Source organism: Streptomyces sp. NPDC087845, from assembly GCF_044742755.1.
Lineage (GTDB): Bacteria > Actinomycetota > Actinomycetes > Streptomycetales > Streptomycetaceae > Streptomyces.
Genome location: NZ_JBIUVC010000012.1, coordinates 198,441 through 222,920 on the forward strand (window position 1 = coordinate 198,441; position 24,480 = coordinate 222,920).

19 protein-coding genes and 2 pseudogenes are annotated in these 24,480 nt (G+C 72.3%); 11 read left to right on the forward strand and 10 right to left on the reverse strand.

Annotated features, from left to right (window positions below):
- Window positions 1-28: 28 nt before the first annotated feature.
- From ACIOMQ_RS28870 to ACIOMQ_RS28890, 5 genes are all read right to left on the reverse strand, one after another.
- Entirely contained in the window at window positions 29-3,511 is a 3,483-nt protein-coding gene (locus ACIOMQ_RS28870) for a M28 family peptidase (RefSeq protein ID WP_401943710.1), read from the reverse strand.
- A 244-nt stretch (window positions 3,512-3,755) separates the two neighbouring features.
- Window positions 3,756-4,319 (reverse strand): hypothetical protein, encoded by a 564-nt coding sequence (locus ACIOMQ_RS28875; RefSeq protein ID WP_401267090.1) that lies wholly within the window; start codon window positions 4,317-4,319, stop codon window positions 3,756-3,758.
- Window positions 4,320-4,511: 192 nt separating this feature from the next.
- Complete coding sequence (locus tag ACIOMQ_RS28880; protein ID WP_362206660.1) at window positions 4,512-5,741, reverse strand: serine/threonine-protein kinase; 1,230 nt, start codon at window positions 5,739-5,741, stop codon at window positions 4,512-4,514.
- 325 nt (window positions 5,742-6,066) lie between these two features.
- Complete coding sequence (locus tag ACIOMQ_RS28885) at window positions 6,067-6,792, reverse strand: HAD family hydrolase (RefSeq protein WP_401757611.1); 726 nt, start codon at window positions 6,790-6,792, stop codon at window positions 6,067-6,069.
- 25 nt (window positions 6,793-6,817) lie between these two features.
- Window positions 6,818-7,303: an Lrp/AsnC family transcriptional regulator gene (locus ACIOMQ_RS28890; RefSeq protein ID WP_362206624.1), complete on the reverse strand. Its 486-nt coding sequence runs from the start codon at window positions 7,301-7,303 to the stop codon at window positions 6,818-6,820.
- A 230-nt stretch (window positions 7,304-7,533) separates the two neighbouring features.
- Between ACIOMQ_RS28890 and ACIOMQ_RS28895 the strand changes: the two genes are divergently transcribed.
- From ACIOMQ_RS28895 to ACIOMQ_RS28915, 5 genes are all read left to right on the forward strand, one after another.
- Window positions 7,534-8,049: a hypothetical protein gene (locus ACIOMQ_RS28895; protein WP_402191015.1), complete on the forward strand. Its 516-nt coding sequence runs from the start codon at window positions 7,534-7,536 to the stop codon at window positions 8,047-8,049.
- A complete protein-coding gene (locus ACIOMQ_RS28900; protein WP_401267099.1) occupies window positions 8,042-9,202 on the forward strand; it encodes an acyltransferase in 1,161 nt (386 codons plus the stop codon). The genes ACIOMQ_RS28895 and ACIOMQ_RS28900 overlap by 8 nt, the downstream gene beginning before the upstream one ends.
- A 764-nt stretch (window positions 9,203-9,966) precedes the next feature.
- Window positions 9,967-10,686 carry a sensor histidine kinase gene (locus tag ACIOMQ_RS28905; RefSeq protein ID WP_402191017.1) on the forward strand — a complete coding sequence of 240 codons (720 nt, stop codon included), beginning with the start codon at window positions 9,967-9,969 and terminating at the stop codon, window positions 10,684-10,686.
- A gap of 301 nt (window positions 10,687-10,987) precedes the next feature.
- On the forward strand, window positions 10,988-12,493 hold the full coding sequence (locus ACIOMQ_RS28910) for an FUSC family protein (RefSeq protein ID WP_401757618.1): 1,506 nt from the start codon (window positions 10,988-10,990) through the stop codon (window positions 12,491-12,493).
- Between the two features lie 144 nt (window positions 12,494-12,637).
- A complete protein-coding gene (locus ACIOMQ_RS28915; protein WP_362206661.1) occupies window positions 12,638-13,708 on the forward strand; it encodes a lactonase family protein in 1,071 nt (356 codons plus the stop codon).
- Between the two features lie 139 nt (window positions 13,709-13,847).
- Here the strand turns inward: ACIOMQ_RS28915 and ACIOMQ_RS28920 are convergent, their stop codons facing one another.
- Together ACIOMQ_RS28920 and ACIOMQ_RS28925 are read right to left on the reverse strand one after the other, a co-directional pair.
- Window positions 13,848-14,771: a hypothetical protein gene (locus ACIOMQ_RS28920; RefSeq protein WP_362206629.1), complete on the reverse strand. Its 924-nt coding sequence runs from the start codon at window positions 14,769-14,771 to the stop codon at window positions 13,848-13,850.
- Between the two features lie 11 nt (window positions 14,772-14,782).
- A complete protein-coding gene (locus tag ACIOMQ_RS28925; RefSeq protein ID WP_402191020.1) occupies window positions 14,783-15,997 on the reverse strand; it encodes an N-acetylglucosamine kinase in 1,215 nt (404 codons plus the stop codon).
- Window positions 15,998-16,137: 140 nt separating this feature from the next.
- On the opposite strand from ACIOMQ_RS28925, the gene ACIOMQ_RS28930 reads away from it, so the two are divergent.
- On the forward strand, window positions 16,138-16,815 hold the full coding sequence (locus ACIOMQ_RS28930) for a uracil-DNA glycosylase (protein ID WP_114243183.1): 678 nt from the start codon (window positions 16,138-16,140) through the stop codon (window positions 16,813-16,815).
- A gap of 255 nt (window positions 16,816-17,070) precedes the next feature.
- On the opposite strand, the gene ACIOMQ_RS28935 is transcribed toward ACIOMQ_RS28930, so the two are convergent.
- Window positions 17,071-18,159 (reverse strand): exo-alpha-sialidase, encoded by a 1,089-nt coding sequence (locus ACIOMQ_RS28935; RefSeq protein ID WP_362206630.1) that lies wholly within the window; start codon window positions 18,157-18,159, stop codon window positions 17,071-17,073.
- Between the two features lie 182 nt (window positions 18,160-18,341).
- Here ACIOMQ_RS28935 and ACIOMQ_RS28940 point away from each other — a divergent pair, with 182 nt between their 5' ends.
- Window positions 18,342-19,058 (forward strand): cupin domain-containing protein, encoded by a 717-nt coding sequence (locus tag ACIOMQ_RS28940; RefSeq protein WP_402191023.1) that lies wholly within the window; start codon window positions 18,342-18,344, stop codon window positions 19,056-19,058.
- Here ACIOMQ_RS28940 and ACIOMQ_RS28945 read toward each other — a convergent pair.
- A pseudogene (locus ACIOMQ_RS28945) lies at window positions 19,046-19,378 on the reverse strand (GNAT family N-acetyltransferase); the annotation flags it as partial. The gene ACIOMQ_RS28940 and the pseudogene ACIOMQ_RS28945 overlap by 13 nt on opposite strands.
- On the opposite strand from ACIOMQ_RS28945, the pseudogene ACIOMQ_RS28950 reads away from it, so the two are divergent.
- The 4 genes and pseudogenes from ACIOMQ_RS28950 to ACIOMQ_RS28965 all read left to right on the forward strand — a co-directional run.
- Window positions 19,369-20,467: pseudogene (locus ACIOMQ_RS28950) on the forward strand (glycoside hydrolase family 3 N-terminal domain-containing protein); the annotation flags it as partial. The pseudogenes ACIOMQ_RS28945 and ACIOMQ_RS28950 overlap by 10 nt on opposite strands.
- A gap of 697 nt (window positions 20,468-21,164) precedes the next feature.
- Window positions 21,165-22,262 carry an NADH:flavin oxidoreductase/NADH oxidase gene (locus ACIOMQ_RS28955; protein WP_402191025.1) on the forward strand — a complete coding sequence of 366 codons (1,098 nt, stop codon included), beginning with the start codon at window positions 21,165-21,167 and terminating at the stop codon, window positions 22,260-22,262.
- A gap of 224 nt (window positions 22,263-22,486) precedes the next feature.
- The gene (locus tag ACIOMQ_RS28960) at window positions 22,487-22,903 is read left to right on the forward strand and encodes an acyl-CoA thioesterase (protein ID WP_362206633.1); all 417 of its coding nucleotides are present in this window, start codon (window positions 22,487-22,489) and stop codon (window positions 22,901-22,903) included.
- A gap of 167 nt (window positions 22,904-23,070) precedes the next feature.
- The gene (locus tag ACIOMQ_RS28965) at window positions 23,071-23,451 is read left to right on the forward strand and encodes an ArsR/SmtB family transcription factor (protein WP_401267116.1); all 381 of its coding nucleotides are present in this window, start codon (window positions 23,071-23,073) and stop codon (window positions 23,449-23,451) included.
- A gap of 211 nt (window positions 23,452-23,662) precedes the next feature.
- On the opposite strand, the gene ACIOMQ_RS28970 is transcribed toward ACIOMQ_RS28965, so the two are convergent.
- Window positions 23,663-24,349, reverse strand: a complete 687-nt coding sequence (locus ACIOMQ_RS28970; RefSeq protein ID WP_401267119.1) for a DUF305 domain-containing protein — start codon at window positions 24,347-24,349, stop codon at window positions 23,663-23,665.
- Window positions 24,350-24,480: the final 131 nt, after the last annotated feature.

A 24,480-nucleotide genomic window follows, 5' to 3' on the forward strand; every position in this document is an offset into this window, starting at 1 on the left:
CCCCGCCCGGAACATTCCTGACGAATGATCAGCTCGCGTTCAGCGCCACGTCGTCGATGACGAAGCTGGTCTGCAGATAGGCGTCCTCACTGCTGGTGAATCCGAGGGTGACCGTCTGACCGGCGAACTCGGCGACGTCGAAGGTCTTCTGGACGTAGGAGCCGGTGGCGTCCACGTTCGAGTACGTCGCGAGGGTCTTGGTGCCCAGCTTGACGGTGAACGTGTCGTACGCGGTCGGGTCGCCCGCCGACTCATTCGTGTCGGTGCGCAGATGGAACGACAGCTTGTACGTCGAGCAGCCCGCCGGAACGGTCAGAGACTGCGCGACGGTGTCGGAGTGCGTGGAACCCCAGCCGCCGAGCCAGGCCATGTACGCGCCGCTGTGCGCGGGCTTCTCCGACGTCCGGTTGTTGATCACGCCGTCCGTCTGGGTCCACGGCGCGACGCCCTCCTCGAAGCCGCCATTGGCGACCGCCTGCCGCGCCTGGCAAGTCCCGCCGCCACCGACGACGAGCGAGTACGTGGTGGCGTGGGTGGCCGTACCCGTCCCGGTCACCGTGAGGGTGTACGTACCCGGCGCGGTCTGGGCCCCGGCGGAGACGGTCATGGACGACGACGAACCCGACTGCACGGAGGCCGGGTCGAAGGAGACCGTGACACCGCTCGGCGCCCCGGAGGCCGTCAGCTTCACGGTCTGGGCGGAGCCGCTGGTGGTCGCCGTCGACACACTCGCGGTGAGCGAGCCACCGGGCTGGACGCTGCCGGAGACCGGCTTCACCGACACGGAGAAGTCGTCGGCCGGAGCGGTGGTCCCGACGGAGGTCTTCCACACCGTGTAGGCGACCCCGTCGGCGCTGCGGTCGAGCGCGGTCGCGTTGATGTTGGCCGTGGTGTCGCAGGACGAGTGGTAGCAGGAGTCGTAGGAACGGCCCGCCGTGCCGCCCCACTTGGCGGCCTGCGCCGACGTCTTGGTGTCGCTGGCGCCGGTCGCGTAACCGGAGGTGGGGATGCCGCCCTGCTGGAAGGAGTAGTCGTCGGACCGTCCCTGGCCCTCGACGTTCTCCTCCGGCGCGAGGTTCAGCGAGTCCCAGTACTCCTTCATCGGTGCCGAGGCGGCCGAGTTCACGTTGTTGATGAAGTAGCCGGCGTTGGTCGAGGCGACCATGTCGAAGTTGTAGTACGCCTTGATCGCGCTGCGCTGGGCCGCGCTGAGCTGGCCGACGTAGTACTCGGAACCCTGCAGCCCCTGCTCCTCGCCGTTCCACCAGGCGAAGCGGACGTGCTTGGTCATGGTCGGGTTCTGCTGCGCCAGGGCGAGCGCGTTCTCCAGCAGGGTGGCGGAGCCGGAGCCGTTGTCATTGATCCCGGGGCCGGCCGCGACGCCGTCCAGGTGGGCGCCGAACATGACCGTCTGGTCGGACGGGCCGCCCGGCCAGTCGGCGATCAGATTGTTCCCGCGGTACGTGCAGCTGGTGCAGGTCTGCTCGCTGACGGTGTAGCCGGCTGCCTGCAGCTTGCCCTTCACATAGGCGAGGGAGGCCGTGTAACCGGCGCTGCCGGCCCGGCGGTTGCCGCCGTTCTGCGTGGCGATGGTGTTCAGCTGCGCGAGGTGCGACTGCACGTTGGCGATGCTGATGTCCGGCGCCTTGCCGCCCGGATTGCCGCCCCCGTTGTCGACGGTCAGGGTGTACTGCGCGGTGTGGCTCTGGGTGCCGTCACCCTTCACCGTGAAGGTGTACGCGCCGGGTGCGGCGCTCGACGATGCGGACAGGGTCATCGTCGAGGACGCTCCGGACTGCACCGACGACGGGCTGAAGGACGCGGTGACACCGCTCGGCAGACCGCTCGCCGTGAGGTTCACGGCCTGCGCGCTCCCGGAGCTGACCGCGGTCCGCACCGTCGCCGTCGCCGAGCTGCCCGGCTTCACGGAGCCGGACGCCGGGTCCAGCGACATCGTGAAGTCGTTGTTGCCGCTGGGCGTGCAGGTCGGGTCGCCGCTCTGGGCGGGGACGCTGATCGCGTCCCAGGCGGCCTTGGTCCGGTCGAAGAGCACGCAGCCGGCGTCGAGGTTCTTGGCGGCGGTGAGCGTGGCCGTGCGGTAGCGCTTGTAGGTCATCCCGCTCGTCTTGAGCAGCATCCCGCCGTAGAAGACCTTGCCGGCGCTCTGGATGCCGACACCGGTGACCGAGGAGCTGTTGCACGTCGGGCTGGACGGCTTGCCACCGCCGGGGTTCGAGCCCTCGGCCAGCAGGTAGAACCAGTGGTTCAGCGGACCGGCCGCCGCGTGCTCCTCGGTGTTGGGTATCGAGGAGCTGTAGCAGTTGGGGTCGCCGATCTGCCCCGGGTTGTACATGATGCGGATCGGCCCGCTGCCGACCAGGTTGATCTTCTCGCCGACGGTGTAGTCCGGGTCGTCGTACGGAGCGGGCTCATTGGTGTACGCCTCGGTGAGGGCGCCCATGATGTCGCCGGTGGCCTCGCCGAGACCGGACTCGTTGTTGGCGCCGCCGGGCGTGTACTGGTCGATGCCGTGGCCGAACTCATGGCCCACCACGTCCATCGCGCCGATCCACTGGTTGGCGTTGTTGTGGCCGATGGAGACCGAGGAGCCGTCCCAGTAGGCGTTGACGTCGTTCAGCCCGACCTCGACCGGCCAGCTGCCGCCGTTGCCGTTGTGTCCGTTGCGGCCCAGCCAGTCCCGCAGCATGTTCCACTCGTGCTGCGCCGCCCACATGACGTCGACGCAGCCGGTCTCCTTGCTGGAGGGGTTGCCGGTGCCCCAGGAGTCGCTCGACTTGGTGAAGACACTGCCCGTGCTGTAGTCGGCGCAGCTCAGACCGGGACGGTTCGGGTCGCGCAGCGAGTAGCTGCTCCCGGAGGCGGTGGTGTCGATGGCCAGCGGGGACGGACCGTTCCACTGGCTGTTGCCGGTGCCCGCCTTGACGTCGTCGTAGCTGTCGAGCACCTTGCCGGTGCCCGCGTCGACGAAGACGTGCAGCCGGCTGGGGGCCTTGGCGCTGCGTCCGGTGAGCACCGTCTCCCAGGCCAGCCGGGAGGTCCTGTCCGTGGCTCGCACCACCAGGCGGTGCGACTCCACCCGCTTCACGGTGGTGAGCCTCTTGCGGGCGGTGGTCTCGGCGGCCTCGGCGGAAACGGTCGGGGTCGTCGGTACGTTGATCCGCCGGGACACCGCCGACTGGGTGCCGCGGACCCGGCCCTGGGAGTCGGCCACCACGACGGCGTCCCCGCCGACGACGGGGAGCCCGCGGTAGGTGCGCTGGTACGCGACGGAGTACATGCCCTTGACCCAGGGGGTCACCATCTGCCGCTCGTACCGCTCGTCGGGCCCCTTCGCCAGGGTGTCGAGGCCACTGGCGACGGCCCGGTCGGCGGCCGACACCGCGGTGGAGAGTGCGGTCGGGGCGGGCGGGGACGGTTCGGCAGCTGCTGTTCCGCCGCTGACGGCGACCAGCATTCCGGCGAGGACGGCCAGGGTTGTCCCGGCCGTCATCGGTCTGCGTTTCATCGAGGCTCCTTGAGTCGGGGGGGCCTCGATCACGGGCAGTTGACGTACGGTGACGTACCTGCTTCGGCCGCCGTCGGCCGCCCGCACTGCCGTCGTCCGTGATCGAGCGACCGAACACTCACATGTCGTCATGGCCTCGTCAACGAACTGCGGGGGCTGCCGGGGGACTTGGCAAGTTTGGTCAAGCCGCGGTGGTGGGATCGCACAACGATTCCGGAGTGCGGACCGGCTACTCCAGGCCGGAGATCGTGAACACCGTACGCGCCGTCCGGCGGTCGATGCGGTCGGACAGCTGCCGCAGTGCCGTCACCCCGCAGCGCAGCGTGCCGCGCTTCACGCAGGCGCGGGCATCGCCGTCCAGCCGGTGCCACAGCGCGGGATTCGCCACGAGCACCTGAGGGTCGACCTCGACCCGGCCGCCCTCCGCGTCGCGGAGCACCAGACGCTGGGAGACACCGTCCGACCAGCGCACCGACACGAGCCGGTCGGTGCGCACGATCCGTTCACGCACCAGGCCCCGGCAGGAGAGCCACCCCGCACCCGCGCGGACCCGGGGCGGTACCAGCACCATGAGCAGCAGGGCGGCCAGGCCCGTCCACAACAGGGCGCGCGACGCGGCGAGGTGACCGGCCGTCGCATCGACGGCCAGGAGCAGCCCGAGGAGCGTCAGGGCGCAGCGGACCGCGAACCGCAGGTCCCCGGCCCAGCCGTGGTCGTACGCGGTCGTGCCGGGCGGAGGGTGAGCCCGGCCGGTGCGAGGACCGGGCACGGCTCGGATGTCACGTCTTCCCATGGCTGCGACGTTAGGGAAGATCGTCGGCCCGTCGGCGTCCGTTGACGAACCGCTGACGCCCGGACGGCCGGTCCTGACGACTGCTTGACGGCCATCCGACGAGCCCTGCCGCGATCGGACGGTACCGTCGTCGGGCAGGGCAGGGCAGGGCAGGACAGGGCAGGGCAGGACAGGACAGCGGCGGAGAGCGGCTCAGTCCTGCTCGTCGTCTCCGCTGTCCCCGTTGTCCCCGTTGTCCCCGTTGTTTCCGGCGTTTCCGCCGTTCTGTGCCGGCTGGCCGGGCGCCGGTGATTCGGGTCCGGTGGTCGCGGTGGAGCCGGTGTCCGGTGTGCCGGCCGAGCTGGAATCCGGTGAGAACAGACTCATCCCCAGGTACACGGCCGCGAGGAAGGCGACCGTACCGGCGATGGCGCTCGCCACCCGGGGCCGGCGCCTGATCGCCTCGCGGGCACCGGTGCGCCGCCGGACGGGGGCGGACCGCTCCGCCGGGCGCCGCCTGTGTCCACCGGCCTGCGGCAGGCGGTACGTCGACACCCCTTCGGCCTGCTGCGCGGTGGCAGGCGCCGGGGCCGGGTCGAACGCGGCAGCGGATGCCGGGGGACGAGGAGTTCTCGGGGCGGTCGGAGGAGGGGTGGGGGCGTACATCGGCAGGGGCTCCGGCTGCCCCCGCCACGCGTCGCTCTGGAACCAGTCGGCGACCTGCTGGGCGCTGGGCCGGTCCTCGGGCTGCTTCGCGAGCAGTCCGAGCAGATAGGAGTCGAAGGCCGGGGACAGGTCGACGCCGCGCTGCCCGAGCGGCACAGGCGCCGTGTCGACATGTTGATAGAGCGTCGCGGTGGCCGTGTCGGAGCGGAACGGTGGCTCACCCAGCAGGAGTTGGTAGATCACGCAGCCGAGGGAGTACATGTCGGACGCCGCACCGGCCGTACGGCCCAGGGCGCGCTCCGGCGCCAGATAGAGACTGGTCCCGACGATCTGTCCCGTGGTGGTCAGCGCGGCGGAGGGATCGTCGACGAACTGGGCGATGCCGAAGTCGCCGATCTTGACGGACCCCTCGGCGTCCAGCATCAGGTTCCCGGGCTTGATGTCGCGGTGCACGATGCCCTGCCGGTGGGCGGCGGCGAGCCCCGCGGCCGCCTGGCCGGCGATCCGGGCGACCTGCTCGGCTCCGAGCCGCTCCTCGGCCGCGAGCAGATCGCCCAGGCTTCTGCCCTCGACGAGCTCCATCACGAGGAAGAAGCGGTTCTCCCAGGACCCGAAGTCGAACACGGCCACCAGATGAGGGTGACTCAGGCGGGCCGCGGTCTGCGCCTCCAGCCGGAACCGGGCGGTCGCCGACTCGTCCGCGTGGTCGCCCAGCAGCAGCTTCACGGCCACCGCTCGGCCGAGCACTTCGTCGGAGGCGCGCCACACCTCGCCCATGCCGCCACGGCCGATGGGGGACGTCAAGCGGTACCGACCAGCTACCAGCACCTTTGCACCAATCTCGAATTGTGGGCCGCTTCGACTGCCACGGCGGCGACCCGACGGGGATCGGGGCGGGGTGGGGGGCGCGCGGCATGATCAGGATATCGGGCCGCCGGACCTCGGCGGCACGCCGAGTGGTCGCCCCGCTGTCCGCGCGGGCTTCCCGGAGCTGCCGCGCCGCGGATTCCTCACCGGCTGCCGGGACGCCGGCGGCCGGCCGGTACGGGGACACCCGGGGCGGAGGCGGCCCACACGTTTCCGGTGAACGGCACGGGCCGGATCAGGAAGACGGGTCCGGCCGGGCGGGCACGGACCCGGAACGCGGGAACAGCCAGTCGTACGCGGCCTGCGCCGTGAATTCGTCCTGCCCGCCGGGGAAGAGCAGATCCGCCGCGGCGAACACCGGGGCGGAGGCCGTGGCGGCCACATAGGGAACAGCGATGCAGCGCATGCCCGCCGCACGCGCCGCCGTCGCACCGGGAACGGCGTCCTCCACGACCACGCAGTCGGCGGGCGCCGAGCCGAGGCGCCGGGCCGCCTCCAGGAACACGTCCGGCTCCGGCTTGCCGCGCGCCACCTCGTCGGCCGAGACGCAGAGGGTGAAGCAGGCGTCGAGTCCCGTGCCCGCGAGCACGGCCTCGATGGCCGCCGGGGACGACCCCGAAGCCACCGCCATCGCGACTCCCTCTCCGTGCAGCCGCTCCACGAACTTCCGCATCTGCGGGAAGACCTCGGTCGACGACCGCGCCAGCTCCAGATACAGGGCGTCCTGACCCGCCACCAGTTCGTCGACGGACGCCCCGAGCCCGTACTCGGCACGCAGGACCGTCAGCGCCTCGCGGTTGCTGATGCCGAGGAACCGGGCGTTCTGCTCCCAGGTGAAGTCGGCCACGCCATACCGTTCGAGCAGCCGACGCGCCGACTCGTACGCGTTGGGCTCGCTGTCCACCAGGGTGCCGTCGAGGTCGAAGAGGACCGAAGGAGCGGAATCACGCCGTGAGTTCATGGCATCCAGCATGCCAATACGGTGATCACTTAGGGTGGCCGGGGGTCGTGCGGCCCACCGACTCGACCAGGGGCAGCAGCCGGTGCGGCACCCGCTCTCGCAGCGCCACCTCGGTACGCGTCCTGACCACGCCGGGCAGTCGGATCAGCCGCTGGATCACATCCTCCAGGTGGCCGTTGTCGCGGGCCACCACCCGGGCCAGCAGATCGCCGCCGCCCGTGGTCGAGAAGGCCTCGACGATCTCCGGCACCGCGGCGAGCGCCTCACCGACCTCGTCCAGATGCCCCTGGGTGACCTCCAGATGAACGAAGGCCAGCACCGGGTGCCCCAGCGCCGCGGGAGACAGGACCGGTCCCGTGCCGGTGATCACACCGTCCCGCTCCAGCCGGTCGATACGGGCCTGGAGGGTGCCCCGGGCGACGGAGAGGATGCGCGCGTACTCGCGGACGCTGGTACGCGGCTGCTCGATGAGCAACCGCAGGATACGGGTGTCGAGGGCATCCACCGCCATGGTCCGTTGGTCACTTCCTGGTAGGCCGATCCGGCCTGCGACTGTACCAATGGCCGGCAGTTGCCCATTCGTGCCGATCAGGCACAGCCCCGGTACCCATCTCATACCCGTAGTCCTGCAGAGCTACAAAACAGGTTCACACCCCGGCGGGACGCGGACTACGGGGCTCCGTCCATAGCTTCTGTATCCGAAGCGCTGGAAGCTGTCCGGCACGGAAGGAGCCCCGCGCCATGCCGTCCCGAACGCACAGAATCCGCCTGGCCGCCGTGCTGGTGGCCGCCTCGGGGCGGGCCGCCGAGGCCGTGCCCGAACCGCGCGGGCCCATGGGGGAGTTGCGCGAGCCGCGCCCTGCGGCCCCGGCCTCCCGCGTCAGTGCCGGGGCCACGCACGTGCCGCGGGTCGCGGACGTCGTCCTGTACGCAGGCCCCGGCCGCGCCGCCACCGTCCGGCACGCCCGGGTCACCGTCCGCGCGGGCCGCGCCGGCATCGACCGGATCGCCGACGTGCCGCACGTCGAGCTCCAACCCGTCCCGGTGGACATCGAGTTCGGCAGGGACTCCCTTTCGTCCGAGTCCGAGTCCGGGTCCGAGTCCGGGTCCGGGTCCGAGTCCGGCGCCGGCGACTTCGCGGCGGGCGGCGGCCACCGCGACTGCCTGAAGCCCCATTCCGTACCGCTGAAGAACATCCCCCGGAGCGTGGCCGGAACGGCCACGTTCGCAGAGCTCTCGGGAGAGTGCCATGCGTGACTTCGTCCGGCGGATCGAATCCGCCACTCCCGCCGGCCGCGACCGCGCCGTCGACGCCCTGCGGGCCATCGCCATCCTCGGCGTCGTTCTCGGCCACTGGATGGTGACCGCGCTGGTCGTCGACAGCGGCACCATGCACGGTTCGAGCCCGCTCCAGTACATGCCCCGATTCACCCCGGTCTCCTGGGTGCTCCAGACCCTTGCCGTCTTCTTCCTGGTCGGCGGACAGGTCGGTGCGAAGAGCTACGCCTCCGCCTGCGCGCGTGGCGAGAGCTACGGACGGTGGCTGAGGTCAAGGATGACCCGGCTGCTGCGGCCGGTGGTCGTCGTGCTGCTCGTATGGACCGTGGCGGCATGCGTGATGCTCGCCGCGGGGGCGGACCAGGACACCGTGCGCGCGCTGTGCAAGCTCGTGTGGTCCCCGCTCTGGTTCCTGCTGGTCTTCGCGGTGCTGACCGCGGCGACCCCGCTCGTGGCGAGGCTGCATCCGCTGTGGCCGTTCGCCGTCGTGCTGATCACCGACGTCTACCGGTTCGGCCTGGACACCCCCGGCGAGTTCGCCTCCGTCAACGTGGTGGCCGGCTGGCTGGTTCCGTACTGCCTGGGCGCGGCCTGGGCCCGGGGTGATCTGTGCGGCCGGAGGTCCGGCTGGCTGCTGCTGATCGGCGGAGCCGCCGCCACCGCCGGACTCGTCCTCTGGGGCGGCTATCCCGCGGCCATGGTCGGAGTGCCCGGCCTGGAGATCTCCAACCTCGACCCGCCGACGCTCGCCGTGGTCACCTTCGGCCTCGCCCAGTGCGGAGCGGCGCTGCTGCTGCTCGGCCCGCTGCGCCGGGTGCTCCGGCGCCCGGCGGTCTGGGCGGCGGTGGCGACGGTCAATCTCTCCGCGATGACGGTCTTCCTGTGGCACCAGACCGCGATGATCGCGGTCACCGCCACCGGCCTGCTGGTGGGCGGGACCCTGCCGGGCCTGCACACCGTCCCCGACGCCCCCGGCTGGGTACTCGCCCGGCTGGCCTGGCTGCCCGTGTTCATCACGGCGCTGATGATCTGCTGGCTGGCGTTCCGCGGCTACGAACAGGGGCGGTCGCCGAAGAAGAGCGTGGTCATCCGCAAGGGGCGCCCATCGAGGTCGGCGGCGCGACGTGTGTGACACGAGGCATGTGAGGCGGGACGAGACGGCGAAGCGGTCTGCCAAGGCCCTGCGGGCGTCGTCCCGTGCCCTGCGGGCGCTGCCGCGCACCCTGCGCGAGGACCTGGTGACCTCGGGGGCCGACTCGCCCCGGTACCCGGGGCGGCCGAGGCGGCTGGAGTGGCGGCCGGTATGGGTGGTGCCGCCGACGCTGTTCGCGGTGGCGATGTTCGTCCTCGACGTGAACGAGTACGCCTTCCGGCACGGGATGGGGGCCGGGCTCGGCGTCCTGTTCGCCGGGATCCCGTCGGTGGCTGTCGTCGTCGCGCTGTTCCGTCCGCTTCCGGCCTGGTGGGCCTCGACGGTCGTCATGTTCCTGGCCGTGCCCGTCGCGGAGGCCGCCGGCCCCGCGGGCCGGATGCCGTCCCCGACCGGGGCCGGGATCGCGCTGCAGGCCGGGGTGCTGTTCCTGCTCGCTCTGCGGGTCCGCCCCCGGACCGCCGCCGAGGCACTGGCCATCGGCGTGGCGGCCGGACTCGTCGGCGGCGCGATCGACCCCGTGCGCCGCAGCGACCGGGCCGGCCTCGGGGCCGCGGCCCTCGTCGTCGCCGTGGTGACCGGCGCCGTGCTGCGCGGCCTCGGGCTGGCCCGTACCCAGCTGGCCGCACAGGAGGAGCAGACCGCCGAGGAGCGGTCCCGGCGCACCCTTCTGGCGGTCCCGGCGCACCCTTCTGGAGGAGCGCAACCGGATCGCCCGCGAACTGCACGACATCGTCGCGCACCACATGTCGGCCGTCTCCATCCAGGCACAGGTCGCCCCGCACCTGGTGGAGAATCCGTCCGACGAGCTGAAGGAGAACCTCGCGGGCATCCGCGAGAACGCGCTCGAGGCGCTCACCGAACTGCGCCGGGTGCTCGGCGTACTGCGCTCCGAGGACGCCCTGTCACCAGCCGCCCGGCACGCCCCGCAGCCCACCCTCGACCGGCTGGACGAACTGATCGGCACCGCGCGCGACGCCGGTCTGGAGGTCACCGCCGAGACCACCGGGCAGCCGCACCCACTGCCGCCCGGCGTCGAACTGTCGGCGTTCCGCATCGTGCAGGAGGCGCTCGGCAACGCGATGCGTCACGCACCGGGTGCCCAGGTGGCGGTGGAGGTCGGCCGCCGGGCCGCCGGAGTCACGGTACGGGTCACCAACACCGCACCGGAGCGGGCGGCCCCGCACCCGACGGGCGCGGGACACGGCCTGCTCGGCATGCGCGAGCGCACCGCGATGCTGGGGGGCCGGCTGGCCGCCGGCGCCACCGCCGACGGCGGCTACGAAGTGGCCGCGACACTGCCCGCACGACCCCTGCCCCGGACGCCCGGCGAGGACCCGGTGCGCCCCGCCCGCCGCGACCGGACGCCGGGGCGGCTGCGGCACGGCCGCACGGCGCCGCCCACCGCCGGACTCGCCCCCGGCGTCCTTCCGACGGACATCCGTATGCCCTGGCCCGGGGCCTGAACGGCTCCGCCTGCCGCGCAGGCGGAGCGCCGGCACCGGGTGGGCCGGGCGGCCCCGAGCCGCGGGACCCGTGCCGGGACGTGAGAACCGAGCCGGGGCCCGGCCCCATCCCGGTCCGTTGGCCTACCCCTGGTGCACACCTTCGCTGATTCATTGGGCCAATGGCTCAGTGAATCGTCTCCGATTTGAGCCACGGGCCGCAGGGATGTTGTGATGTACCCGTCGATGGCGCTGCGGATCCCCGCGGCGCCTTTTTCATGCCGGTGCACAGGGCCGGTGTGCGCAGAAGCGGGAGCATGCCGTGCTGAAGAGGATGTTCGTTTCCCCGGACCCGGGCCGACTGCGGCTGCGCAGCGGTGTCCGGGCCGTCCTCGGCATCGGACTGGCCGTCGTGGTGTGCGGACTGGCCGGTCACTCCCTCGTCGCGGCGATCACCGGCGGTCTCGCCGCGCTGCTGGCCCTGTTCACGGTGCTGGACACCACGGTGCGCGCCCAGGCGATCACCACCGCCCTGCTGCCGGCCGTGGGCTTTCCCGTGCTCGCCCTCGCCGCAGGGCTGCACGACCACCCGCGGGTGCGGGACGTGGCCTTTCTCGCGGTGATGGGCCTGGGCGTGTACGCCAGGCGATGGGGACCGCGCGGTCACTCACTGGGCGTCTTCGCCTTCATGGCCTTCTTCACCACGCAGTTCCTCCACACCCTGCCAGGACAACTGCCCGAGCTGTACTCCGCGGTCGCCCTCTCCCTGCTCGCCTCGTCGACCGTGCGTTTCGGGCTGTGGTGCTACGAGCGACGGCGGTCCCCCGCCGCCGTGCCCGCCCCGGTGACCGGTGAGGGACTGGCCCGCGCGACCACACGCCAGGCGATTCAGGCGACCGCCGGGGGAGCCCTGGCGCTGGCGGCGGGACTGCTCCTGTCCGAGCAGCGCTGGTACTGGGCCGTGGGTGCCACCTGGTGGGTCTTCGTGAACACCGCCTCGCGCGGCGAGACCCTGGTACGTGGCTTCCGCAGGATCCTGGGCACACTGATCGGCATCCCCATCGGCCTGGCCGCCGTCGTCCCGCTGCACGGGGCTGCCGTACCCAGCGCGATCCTCGTCGCGATCGGGGTCTTCGGGATCTTCTACACCGCCGCGGTCTCCTACACCTGGATGGTGTTCTCGGTGACGGTGATGGCCGGAGCGCTCTACGGACTCCTCGGCGTGCTGGACCCGGCCCTGCTCGTGCTGCGGCTCACCGAGACCGCCGCCGGTGCGCTCGGTGCGATGCTCGCGGTGCTCCTCGTGCTGCCGGTCACCACACACGCCACGACCGACGCGTGGATCCAGCGGGCCCTGCGCTGCGTACACACCTGTACGGCGGAAGCCGCAGCGCGGCTCTCGGGGTCGCCGACCGCCGATCCCGCGCCCCGGATCGCCGAACTGGAGGCGCTCCTCGGACGAGTACGGCTGTCCCTGGCTCCGCTGGTGCACCCGCTGAGCCCCTTGCGCGCCCGCCGGGCCCGTGCCCGACAGGTAGTCGCCCTGCTGGACACCTGCGCACGGGAGGTGCGCGGACTGGCCTCGGTCGCCGCGGACCCGGAAGCCTCCCACGACGCCCGCCTCGCTGCCGCCTGCTGGCGCGTCGAGGCAGCCGTCGAGGCACTGACGGCCCCGGACCTGCCGCAGCGGGCGTGCTCACCGGGCATCCCGTCGCACCCGGCCGCCGCGGAACCCGCCCTCGCCCATCTGCACGGTCTGGAGCGGGCGCTCGCCGAACTCGCCGCACCGCTGCGCAGCGATCCGCGGGCCCCGCTGATCGGTGTGTGACGCCGTCGCGCAGAGCCGGCCGACGGCCGGGGGTTCTGGTATAGACCGGAAGGGTCCGACTGCTACCGTCGCCCCGGAAGATCACGGCGGCGACACCGCCGTGATCAGTCGGCGGAGAGGGGCTATGCGGTGACGAGCAGTGCGGTGGACAGCGGCAACGGCGCGGAGCGGGCATTCATCGGGTCGTTCACCTCGGCGGGCGGGCGGGGAATCACCGTCGCCGCCGTGGACCGGGAGACCGGGGCGCTGACCTTCCTCGGCGCGACGGACACGGTCCCCGATCCCTCGTATCTCGTCCTGGGTCACGGACCGGGACCGGGCGGCAGGGTGCTCTACACGGTCAGTGAGACCGAGCACGGCGCGGCCGCCGCCCTCGACGTCACCGGCGACGTGCCGCGGCCGATCGGCGAGATCCGACCGGTCGAAGGCAGCGGCCCGACCCATCTCGCGCTCGCGGGCGGCCACCTGCTCACCGCCAACTACGACTCGGGCAGCGTGTCCGCCCTGTCGGTACGGGCCGACGGTTCCCTCGGGGACGTCACCGCGGTGCTCCGGCACGAGGGCAGCGGTCCGAACGCCGACCGCCAGCAGGCCCCGCACGCCCACCAGGTACTGCCGGACCCCTCGGGGAACTGGGTGCTCGGCGTGGACCTCGGCACCGACTCCGTACGGATCTGCGTGCTCGACACGGCCACCGGGGCGCTGCGGCTGCACGGCGAGACGGCCCTGCGACCGGGAACGGGCCCGCGCCACCTGGCGTTCCATCCGGCGGGCGGCCACGCCTACGTCCTGAACGAACTCGAACCGACCGTCACCGTGTGCAGCTGGGACGCCACCGCGGGAGTCCTCGAACCGGTCGGTGAGACGTCCGTGCTGCCCGAGGAACCGGCGGGCGGCGCGGACACGGCTACGTACCCGTCCGAGGTGGTCGTCTCGCACGACGGGCGGTTCCTGTGGACCGCGAACCGGGGCCACGACAGCATCTCCGTCCTCGCGCTCGACGCGACGGGTGGGACGGCGACCCTGGTCACGACCGTGGACTGCGGCGGGCACTGGCCCCGCGACCTCGCGCTCGACCCCACCGGCCGATGGCTGTACGCGGCCAACGAGCGGTCCGGGAACGTCAGCTGGTTCGCCGTCGACCCGGCGACCGGCGTGCCGCACCGCGCGGGCGCGCTGGAGGCCCCTGCCGCGTCCTGCGTGATCTTCGCCTGACGCCCCGGCACCGCGAGATCCCGACCGGGCGGGATCGCGGCCCATGCCGCCGCACACAGCGCGACCGCCGGACGGGCCGGGAGAACCGAGCCCGCCCGGCGGTCGAGGGCGGTGCGCTGCCGGGCGGACCGGCGCCGGGTCAGTGCGCCTGAGCACCCTGCGGCGTCGCCGGCGCGATGCCGAGCGCCGTCGTGTACATCGACAGCACGAGCTTGCCGATCGCCGGATACGCGCCGAGCGGCTCGGCCGTCGCACAGCCCGCCTCCTTCGCGGCGGCGTCCAGCAGGCCCTCGGGCACCTCGGGGCCGACGAGGTACGGGGCGAGCGCGAGCTGCGCCGAGCCGGAGCCCGTCAGCTGCTCGGCGATCGAGGCGACCGACCCCTCCACATCGAGTGCGGCGGCCATCACCGGTACGGCGAGCCGGGCGGCGAGCAGCATGCCGGTGATCCCGGCGGCCTGCACCGCCTCCTCGCCGCCCACCGTGGCCAGCACGATGCCGTCGGCGGCCGTTGCCACGGTGAAGAGCCTGGCGCGGTCGGCGCGGGCCAGCCCGGCCTCGGAGAGCCGTACGTGCAGCGCCTCGGCGAGCAGCGGGTGGGGGCCGAGCACGTCGGTCAGCTCGACCTGCGTACCGCTGTCCATCACGGCCTGCCGTATCCGCCGGATCAGGGCGCTGTCCGGCCCCGCGAGCAGCGGCACCACGACGGCTGCCGGGCCTTCGGGCTCGGCGACCTCACGGCCGGCGGCCTGCGCCTGCTCGTAGCGCGCGATGCGCTCGGCGGCGCTGTGGGTGAGTACGGACGAGAGCGCCGGGTACTCGGCGTCGTCGCCGTCGAGGTAGCCGATCAGGGCGTTGAGGCCGGGCAGCTCGGAACGGGCGATGCTGATGACCTCTTCGGCCAGACTGCGCGTGGCCGAAGTGGGGGTACCGGGAACGGCGAGAACGAGCGCGGCGGCGCCCTCGGGTGCGACCACGGGCTCCGGGCGGCGGTGCCGTCCGGACTGGCGAGGTCGCGGCATTCGTACAGGCAGGCCGGAAGCGGGCCCAGTGGGGGTGCTCATGGCGCCGCATGCTACTGGTTTTGGGTACCTCTCCGTTCGGGGAGGGGGTAGTCGGGCGTCATCTGTCCGCTTTTATCCGATGAGAGGCTTACCGGCTGACTGTCCTGCTCTGTCGGCACCTGGCCGAGCGCCTGTCCAGGCTCCTCCGCAGGCCCGTCACCGGGTACGCAGAGCAGCGTCGGATGACGGGGCAGCAGGAGATCCCCGGTGGCCAATGCCTGGGCGATGGACAGCGCGCCGGTCAATGGATCACCCGAACCGGGGACTGTCCGCGCCTGCGGGACCTGCCGGGCCAACTCCTCACGCAGCGGTACGAGCAGCGGATCGCCCATCCGGAACAGACCGCCCGTCAGGGCCACTTCGCACGGTTCGTCGTCGGCCCCGGCCTTCGGGCAGACCGCCGCGGCCGCCTCGGCGATATGTCCGGCGGCTTCGCGCAGAATGCCCGCGGCAACCGGATCGTGCCCGGCGCACGCGGCGACCTCGGGCGCGAACGAGGCCAGCACGGCAGGCCGGTCGGTACGCGGATAGAGCAGCCCCGGCAGCTCCGGCGCAGGTCCGAACACCGCCTCCAGCCGGGCCAGCAGCGCGGCGGACCCGCCGCGCCGCCCGTCATGGGCGCGCATGGCCGCATCGAGACCGGCCCGCCCGATCCAGGCCCCGCCACCGCTGTCACCCAGCAGATGTCCCCAGCCGTCGGCACGGTGCCAGCTCGTCAGATCCGTACCCAGCGCGATCATGCCCGTGCCGGCCGCGACGACCGCCCCCGGACGCTGACCGACCGCACCCGCGTACGCGGTCACCGCATCGGCGGCGAGAGCCAGCCGTCGCACCCCGAGCGCCTGCTCCAGGGCAGGGGGCAGTTCGGTGCGCAACTGCCCGCCGAGCGTCGCCATGCCGGCGGCGCCGATCGCCACGGCTGCGATCGCGGAGCCTTGCGCACCGCCGCTGCTTCCACCGCTGCCGTGCCGCTCAAGCAGCAGGCGGGCGGCGGGCAGCAGTTGTTCCAGCAGATGGCCCGCGTCGATCCCTCCGGGTCCGGTGCGTACCGGCGCGGCGCAGACCGTCGTACCCACCGGGGCGGACCTGCCGAGCGTGCCCAGCGCCACCCGCAGCCCGGAGCCGCCCGAGTCCACGCCGAGGACGAACGGCCCCGGCGTATCCGTCTCCGCGCCCGGACGCACGCCGTCACCGCTGCTTTCCGGCGAATGCCCGCGTGAGCTCATGGACCGGCTCCAGGAAGAAGGGGAATGACGGCGGCAGCCTATCCCTAGTTCCGTTGACCGGGGCCAGGGGTGCCGGAGACCGGCCGCACCGGCCGACGCCGGGGCGGTGAGGGTCGCATACGCCGGTAGAGTGATGTTCCGTGGCACCACGACCGTTGAATGAAGTAGTCGAGCCCGGATGGGCCGAGGCGCTCGCCCCCGTGGCCGGACGCGTCGCCGCGATGGGCGATTTCCTGCGCGCGGAGGTTGCGGCCGGCCGTACCTATCTGCCGGCCGGAGCCAACGTCCTGCGCGCGTTCCAGCAGCCCTTCGACGAGGTACGAGTCCTGATCGTCGGTCAGGACCCCTACCCGACGCCGGGGATGGCGATGGGGCTGAGTTTCTCAGTGGCCCCCGAGGTGCGTCAGCTGCCCGGCAGTCTGGAGAACATCTTCCGCGAACTGCACACCGACCTGGGGCTGCCGCGGCCGTCCAACGGCGATCTGACGCCCTGGACCCGTCAGGGCGTGCTGCTGCTGAACAGGGCGCTCACCACGGCGCCGCGCAAGCCGGGCGCGCACCGCGGCAAGGGCTGGGAGGAAGTGACCGAGCAGGCCATCCGGGCCCTTGCCGCGCGCGGCAAGCCCCTGGTGTCCGTCCTGTGGGGGCGCGACGCCCGCAACCTGCGGCCGTTCCTCGACGGCTTCCCGGCGATCGAGTCCGCGCATCCCTCACCCATGTCGGCGGACCGCGGTTTCTTCGGCTCGCGCCCGTTCAGCCGTACCAATGAACTCCTGCTCGGCCAGGGCGCCCAGCCGGTTGACTGGCAACTGCCGTAGAAACGGGCCGACCGCCGGCCCGGGGGAGTGGCGGGCTGGTCCCAAACAGTGCCCGACAGGCGGCGGATACGCGACGGAATCGCGGAGGGTCCGCGTCCGGCGAGGATGCCGTCCGGGCCCGCTCCGTGCCACGAACCCGGCCGGAACGCGGTCGTGCGCCGCGGCGCGCCGCCGACCGGCGCGAGTGCGTCGCCGCGATGGCAGGCCCGGCCCAACCGCTCGGCCGGGCGTGCCGCCCGGGTCGATCGTCGGTGGTCAGGGAGCGATGACCGCCGCCCGGACGCAGAGGACATCCGGCAGATGCGCGGCGAGCTGCTGCCAGCTGTCCCCGTCGTCCGCGCTCGCGTACACCTCGCCGTTGCGGTTGCCGAAGTAGACGCCCGCCGGGTCGGCCTCGTCCGTACAGAGCGCGTCGCGCAGCACCGTGCCGTAATGCGTCTCCTCGGGCAGGCCCGCCGACAGCGGCTCCCAGCTGCGGCCCGCGTCCTCGGTGCGGAACACCCGGCAGCGGTGCTCGGCCGGGACGCGGTCGGCGTCGGCGTTGATCGGGAAGAGGTATGCCGTGTTCGCGCGGTGCGGGTGCGCGGCCACGGCGAAACCGAAATCGGAGGGCAGGCCGCGGCCGATGTCCGTCCAGCCGTCCCCGGAATCGTCGCTCCGGAAGACCCCCCAGTGGTTCTGGAGGTAGAGCCGGTCGCGATCGACCGCGTCCCGGGCCACCTTGTGGACGCACTGGCCGAACTCCGGGTTCGGGTCGGGGAGGAACACCGCCGACACCCCCTTGTTCGACGGAGCCCAGCTCGCACCGCCGTCCTTGGTGCGGAACACCCCGGCCGTGGAGACCGCGACCGTCACCGCGCGGGCGTCCCTCGGGTCCGTGAGGATGGTGTGCAGACCCTCGCCGCCGCCGCCCGGCACCCACTTCGACCGCGTCGGATGCTCCCACAGCGGGCGGACCAGCTCGAAGGACTTCCCGCCGTCCTGAGAACGGAACAGCGCGGCCGGCTCCGTACCCGCGTACACGACATCGGGCGCCTCGGGACCTGCCGGGTGCAACTGCCAGACCCGTTCCAGCGAGGCTTCGGTGAACTGCGGGAACTTCACAGCCGGTTGCTTCGGTTCGACCCAGGTGGTGCCCAGGTCGTCGGAGTGGAAGACCGAGGGGCCCCAGTGCGCACTGTCCCCGCCGACCAGCAGCCTGGGCACCCGCTTGCGGGTGTCGATGGCGATCGAATAGATCGCCTGGGCGTTGAAATGCGGGCTGCCGAACTCCCATGTGCCGGCGCGCCTGCGGCCGATGAAGAGTCCCTTGCGGGTGCCCACGGTGAGCAGTACGTCGGTCATGGCCGAACCTCCCGAAACGCCTTTGTGCCGGATACGGGCCAGTCTGCACCCCGCCACTGACAGAGGTCCGCAGGGCGGCCCGGACATCCGGACCCTGTTGCTCCCGCGGTCGGCGAAGGTACGGTGCAGTACGGATGGAAAGCGCTTGCCGAGCGTTTTCGCGGAGACGCTTGGGAGTATCTGTGCCGACCTTCGAAGGGCTGCCCGGCGCCGTCGCCGTCTCCCACCTGCGGGTCTACGACTGGCCCACCGCGGACGGGCTGCGCGGCGGGACGCCCCATCTCCATCTCGCCTGCTCCGAGGGGTATGTGGTGGTCGGTGGCACGGGCTCGGTGCAGACCCTCACCGCGTCGGGGTTCCGGCAGACGCCACTGACTCCGGGGGCCCTGGTCTGGTTCACCCCCGGCACGATCCACCGCCTCGTCAACGAGGACGGGCTGCGGATCGTCGTCCTCATGGAGAACAGCGGACTGCCCGAGGCCGGTGACGCCGTGCTCACTCTGCCGCCCCGCCATCTGGCGGATCCCGACGCCTACCGGGCGGCGGTCGCCCTGCCCGCCGACGGCCCGGAGGAGGAACAGGAACGGGCCGCACGTGCCCGCCGTGATCTCGCCGTCGAAGGCTTCCTCGCGCTGCGCCGGGCCACCGAGGCGGGCGACCCCGGACCGCTCGCCGCCTTCCATCGAGCCGCCGCCGCACTCGTGCGCCCGAGGGCCGAGGACTGGCGGGGGCGCTGGCGGACGGGGGCCGCCGCCGCGTCCGAGGTGACCGGCGGCCAGCTCGACGCTCTGGCACGCGGCGACGGCGGATACCTCGCCGACGCCTGTGTGCATGCCGAACAGCCCTCTGCCTACGGGAAGTTCGGTATGTGCGGGCGTCTGGACGTCTACCGGGGCTGACCGGCCCCGCCGAGGCCGCCAGCCGCGGTGCGTGTGAGGACCCGGGTCGTGCTGCCGTCGTCCTCCACCGCGTCCCGGACATACCGGAATCCGATCCGGCCCAGCAGCGCCAGGGACGCGGCGTTCTCGGCGGCCACCGTCGCGTGCACCTCGGTGAGGCCCAGCGTGTCGAAGCCGTGCGAGGTCAGGGCCCGCGCGATCTCGGTACCGAACCCCTGCCCCCACACGGCCGGAGCCAGGGCGTAGACGATCTCGTGACCGTCCCCTTCGGGGGACGGGGACGGTTTGATCTCCGCATGGCCGACCGGGCGGCCGGTTCGGCATTCACGCCCTCGCCCACGAGGAGTGCCTGGCGGGCTTCACCGCGTGGGGCGCCACCGCCTACCCCGTACCGCTGTCGTGGGGCGCAGCCTGGGAACCCGGAACTGGTGACGGACATGGCCGGCCGGATCGGCCGCGACATGCGGTCGGTCGGGGTCCACCAGGGACTGGCCCCCGTCCTGGACGTGGTCCGTTATCTGCGCTGGGGGCGCGTCGAGGAGACCATCGGCGAGGACCCGTACCTCGTCGCCGCCCTCGGCACCGCCTGTGTCCGCGGCCTGGAGTCCGCCGGTATCGTCGCCACCCTCAAGCACTTCGCCGGCTACGCCTCATCGGCAGGGGCCCGCAACCTCGCGCCGGTCCGGGCAGGGGCGCGCGAGCCGGCCGGTGTCGTCCTGCCGCCCTTCGAGATGGCCCTGCGCGAAGGCGGCGCACGCGCGGTGATGCATTCCTACGCGGAGATCGACGGCGTGCCCGCGGTGACCGGCCCGGCCCTGCTCACCGCACTCCTCCGGGACGCCTGGGGCTTCACCGGCACCGTCGTCGCCGACTACTTCGGCATCGGCTTCCTGGAGACCCTGCACAAGATCGCCGCCGACCGCGCCGACGCGGCCCGTCTCGCGCCGGCCGCCGGGGGCGACGTGGAGCTGCCGACCGTCCGCAGCTACGGCGATGTGCTCGTGGCCGCCGTACGGGACGGCGCCGTGACCGAGGAACTGGTCGACCGGGCACTGCACCGGGTGCCCGCTCCGGCCGAGATCCCCACCGACGGCTCCGCCGACATCGAGGTCACCGTACGCAACACCGGCGACCGCCAAGGGGCCGAGGTCGTACAGCTCTACGTGCACGACCCGGTCGCCCAGACCACCCGCCCGCAGGCCCGGCTGATCGGTTGTGCCCGGGTGGAACTCGCGGCCGGGCAGGCCCGGAAGGTCTGCTTCCGATTCCATGCCGATCTGGTGTCCTTCACCGGCATCGGCGGCCGGCGGGTCGTCGAACCCGGCGACCTGGAACTGCGGCTCGCCGCGTCGAGTGCCGTCCGTGACATCCGGCAGACGGTACGGCTGAGGCTCGCCCCTTCCCAGAGGCCCGCTTCCGTCGGTGAACCGCGCACCGGATCGGCCGGCCCGGTGTGCATGTGCTCAAATTCTGGATGGCCGGCCCGGCGGTGGTGCTGCGGGACCCGGTGGTCGGCACCGGCGGTCTCGTCTCCGGCCGTCCGGGCCTGCCGGAGAGTCTCCGGCTGCGCCGAGCCGGAGAGTGCGGCCGGGTGGACGAAAGGGGAGGGCAGAGCGATGACGAATGGGATTCAGGACCGCGACGGAGGCGGTGCGGCCCTGGAGGTGACCGCCGTCGGGGCAGGGGTCGAGATCAGGGGTGTGGCACCGTCGGGAGAGCTCACCGTGGTCTGCACCCCTGCCCGCGCCCGGGAACTGGCCGAGGCTCTCGCCCTCGCGGCGGACGAGGCCGAGAGCGCGCAGTCGACGGAGCTCGTCACCGTCAAGGCGGGCGAGCTGCGCCGGGGGGATGTACGGGACGGCGACCGGGCCATGACGGTGGAGAGCGTCAGGGTCGACGGCGCGACCGCCCATGTCACCTGGAAGTCGGGCGCCGGACGCAGCTGGACCCAGGGGTACGACGCGGACGCCGCCCTCACGCTCAGGCGGCGCGGTTGACCGCGTACGGCGGCACTCTTGTACGAGGAACGTCGTAATTTGACGAACGTCGTAGTACGAGATGTATCGTACTAGCGATTCTTCCGTACCCGTCGAAACGGAGTCCGACGTGAGTGCCCTCTTCGAGCCCTACACCCTGCGGTCGCTCGTCATTCCCAACCGGGTGTGGATGGCGCCGATGTGCCAGTACAGTGCGGAACCGGTGGGGCCGAACGCGGGCGTCGCGACCGACTGGCACTTCGCGCACCTCGCGGCACGCGCCATCGGCGGAACCGGACTCATCCTCACCGAGGCGACGGCCGTCAGCCCCGAGGGCCGGATCAGCCCGGCGGACCTCGGCATCTGGAACGACACGCAGGTGGCGGCTTTCCGGCGGATCACCGATTTCCTCAAGGGGCAGGGATCGGTTCCGGGCATCCAACTCGCCCACGCCGGGCGCAAGGGGTCGACCGCGGCCCCCTGGCTGGGCGGTGGCCCCGTCGGCCCGGACGCGCACGGCTGGACGCCCGTCGCGCCCAGCCCGCTGCCGTTCGACGACGGCCACCCCGTGCCGCACGAGCTGACGGCGGACGAGATCCAGGGCGTCGTCGGCCAGTTCCGCGAGGCCGCGCGCCGCGCGCTCGACGCGGGTTTCGAGGTCGCCGAGGTGCACGGGGCCCACGGATACCTCATCGGACAGTTCCTTTCCTCGCACAGCAACCGGCGTGACGACGAGTACGGCGGCAGCTTCGAGAACCGCGTCCGCTTCGCACTGCAGGTCGTCGACGCGGTGCGGGAGGTCTGGCCGGAGGAGTTGCCCGTCCTCTTCCGGATCTCCGCGACGGACTGGCTCACGGAGAACGACGAGGACGAGCGCGAGGGCTGGACCGTCGAAGAGACCGTGCGACTTGCCGAGCAGCTCCAGGCCCATGGCGTCGACCTGCTGGACGTCTCCAGCGGCGGAAACGCCCCGCGCGCCCGCATCGAGACCGGGCCGGGCTACCAGGTTCCCTTCGCCGCGCGGGTCAAGGCCGAGACCTCGCTGCCCGTGGCGGCCGTGGGCCTGATCACCGAGCCGCAGCAGGCCGAGAAGATCATCACCGAGGGCCGCGCGGACGCGGTCCTTCTCGGCCGCGAACTGCTGCGGAGCCCGTCGTGGGCCCAGTACGCGGCCCGCGAACTGGGCGGTGAGCTCCGGACACCGGAGCAGTACCTCCGCGCGGTCTGACCAGGAGGCGCCGCGGCGACCGGGCGCTGCGGCGCCGTTCCCGAGCCGTGAGCGCGGTCGGCGGCGCCGGGCGCGGAAGAGGTCGCGTGGCAGGGCGGTCCCGGCTCCGTGGTGCAGGAGAGCAACGGCCCTACCCGCGACCGCTCCTCGGCGGACGCGGGCCCGGATCGTCCGCGACCCCGGGCGCGGGGAATGACGGAATCCTCCGTGATGTTGGGACGTCCATGACCTTTTCTGTTGACGTGACCGTCCGGGGCTACGAGCTCGACACCCAGGGGCATCTGAACCAGGCCGTCTATCTCCAGTACGCCGAGCACGCACGCTGGGAACTGCTGCGCGCCGCCGGTCTGCCGCAGGAGAAGCTGCTGGCCAGCGGCGTGGGGCCGGTGGCCCTCGAAACGACGGTGAAGTTCCTGCGGGAGCTCCGGGGCGGGGACCGGGTGCGGGTGACCTGTCAGTTCGTATACGGCGAGGGAAAGACCTTCAAGGTCGCACAACAGATCCTCAAGGAGGACGGCACGGTCGCGGCGCAGGTCACGGGCGTGGCGGGGATGCTCGACCTGGAGGCCCGCAAGCTGATCGAGGATCCTGCGGGGCACCTCGCCTCGCTCTCCGAGAACCCGGACCTGCTCAGCGGCTGACCGGTCGCCGGACGGCTACTCGGTGCCGGATCCGGTGCCGGTGCGGTGACCGTGCCGCCGCTCGGGCCGGCCCGCCGGCACGGGGCGAATCCGGCGTACGGTGAAGCTCGAACTACGATGGATCTCGTATTATGGGAGGTCGGACCGTACCAGGAAGTGGAGCCCTCGTGACCCCAGCCGGCGCCCCCGCCGCCAGCGCAGCTGCGGTCGGCGGCCGCGCGCTCGACCACCCCACGCGGGACGAGATCCGCGTCGAGGGAGTGCTCCACGCGCTCTCCGACCCGATGCGGCTGCGCGTGGTCCGCGAGCTGGCCGCCGCCGACGCGGAGCTCACCTGCTCCCGCTTCGACCTTCCGGTGTCCAAGTCGACGAGCACACACCACTTCCGAGTGCTGCGCGAGAGCGGCATCGTGCAGCAGGTCTACCGCGGTACGGCCAAGATGAACGGGCTGCGCCGCGACGATCTGGAAGCGCTGTTCCCCGGGCTTCTCGACAGCATCCTCGATGCCGCGAACCGGCAGGCGCGGCGCGTCGGCGAGGGCGGATAGCCTCGCGCTCCGCGCCCGTCGCCACTCCGCGCGGCGCCCGGCGACCCCGGCCGGCCCGGGATCCTCGCCGGCCTCCGACTTCGGCGCGGCCTCCCCGTACGACGCACAGCAGTCGGCCGTCCCACCCTCACCGGGCGCCCTTCCCGGCGCCCGCAACGCGGCGGCCCCGGGGCAGGCCGCCCACGGGTGCGCGGCGAGCGGCGCGGCGTCGTCAGGACGACATCGCGCGCATTCTGTCGATCTCGACCGTCTGCTGGGCGACGACGTCCCCGGCCATCTCCTCCACCTGCACGTTGTTCCCCTGCGAGAGCACGTCGGTCGCCATCGTGACCGCCCCTTGGTGGTGGGTGATCATCAGCTTCAGGAAGAGCTTGTCGAAGGCCGCACCGTCCGCCGTCCGCAACTGCTCCAGCTGCGCCGGGGTCGCCATCCCGGGCATCGCCGAGTGATCGTGGCCGTTCTTGCGCTTCTCTCCGCCGTTGTGCTTGAGCCATCCCTCCATGGCGCCGATCTCCGGCTTCTGGCCCGCGATGATGCGCTCGGCGAGGCGCTTGAGGGCAGTGGAGCCGGAGCGTGCGGGGGCAAGTCCGGCCATCTCCAGTGCCTGGGCGTGGTGCTGGATCATCATCTGCGCGTAGCGGAAGTCGGCCGAGTTGGGGGTGTCGTCCCCGGCGGCCTCCACGGCCTCCTCCGCGGACAGGGTCCGCGCGGGCTCGCCCGGCTTTCCCGGCGCCACCACCGAAGGGCCCCCGTCCGCCCGGTCCTTCGTACGGCTGTCGCCGCTTCCCCCGTCGCATGCCGCCAGGGTGAGGACGAGGGACACGACGGCCGCGACGAGCACGGCTCGGCCGGCACACATGGTCTGACGGCGGATCAACAAGTGGACCTCCATTGCCATATGGGGCGGTTGCCAGTGTGCTGACACCCTTCCGCACGACAGCGATCAGAAACTTTCATTGCGTCTCTGTTGCCATCTGTTGGGACAGCCATGAGAAGGACGATACTGCCGGGGTCCGTGAACCGTTCAAC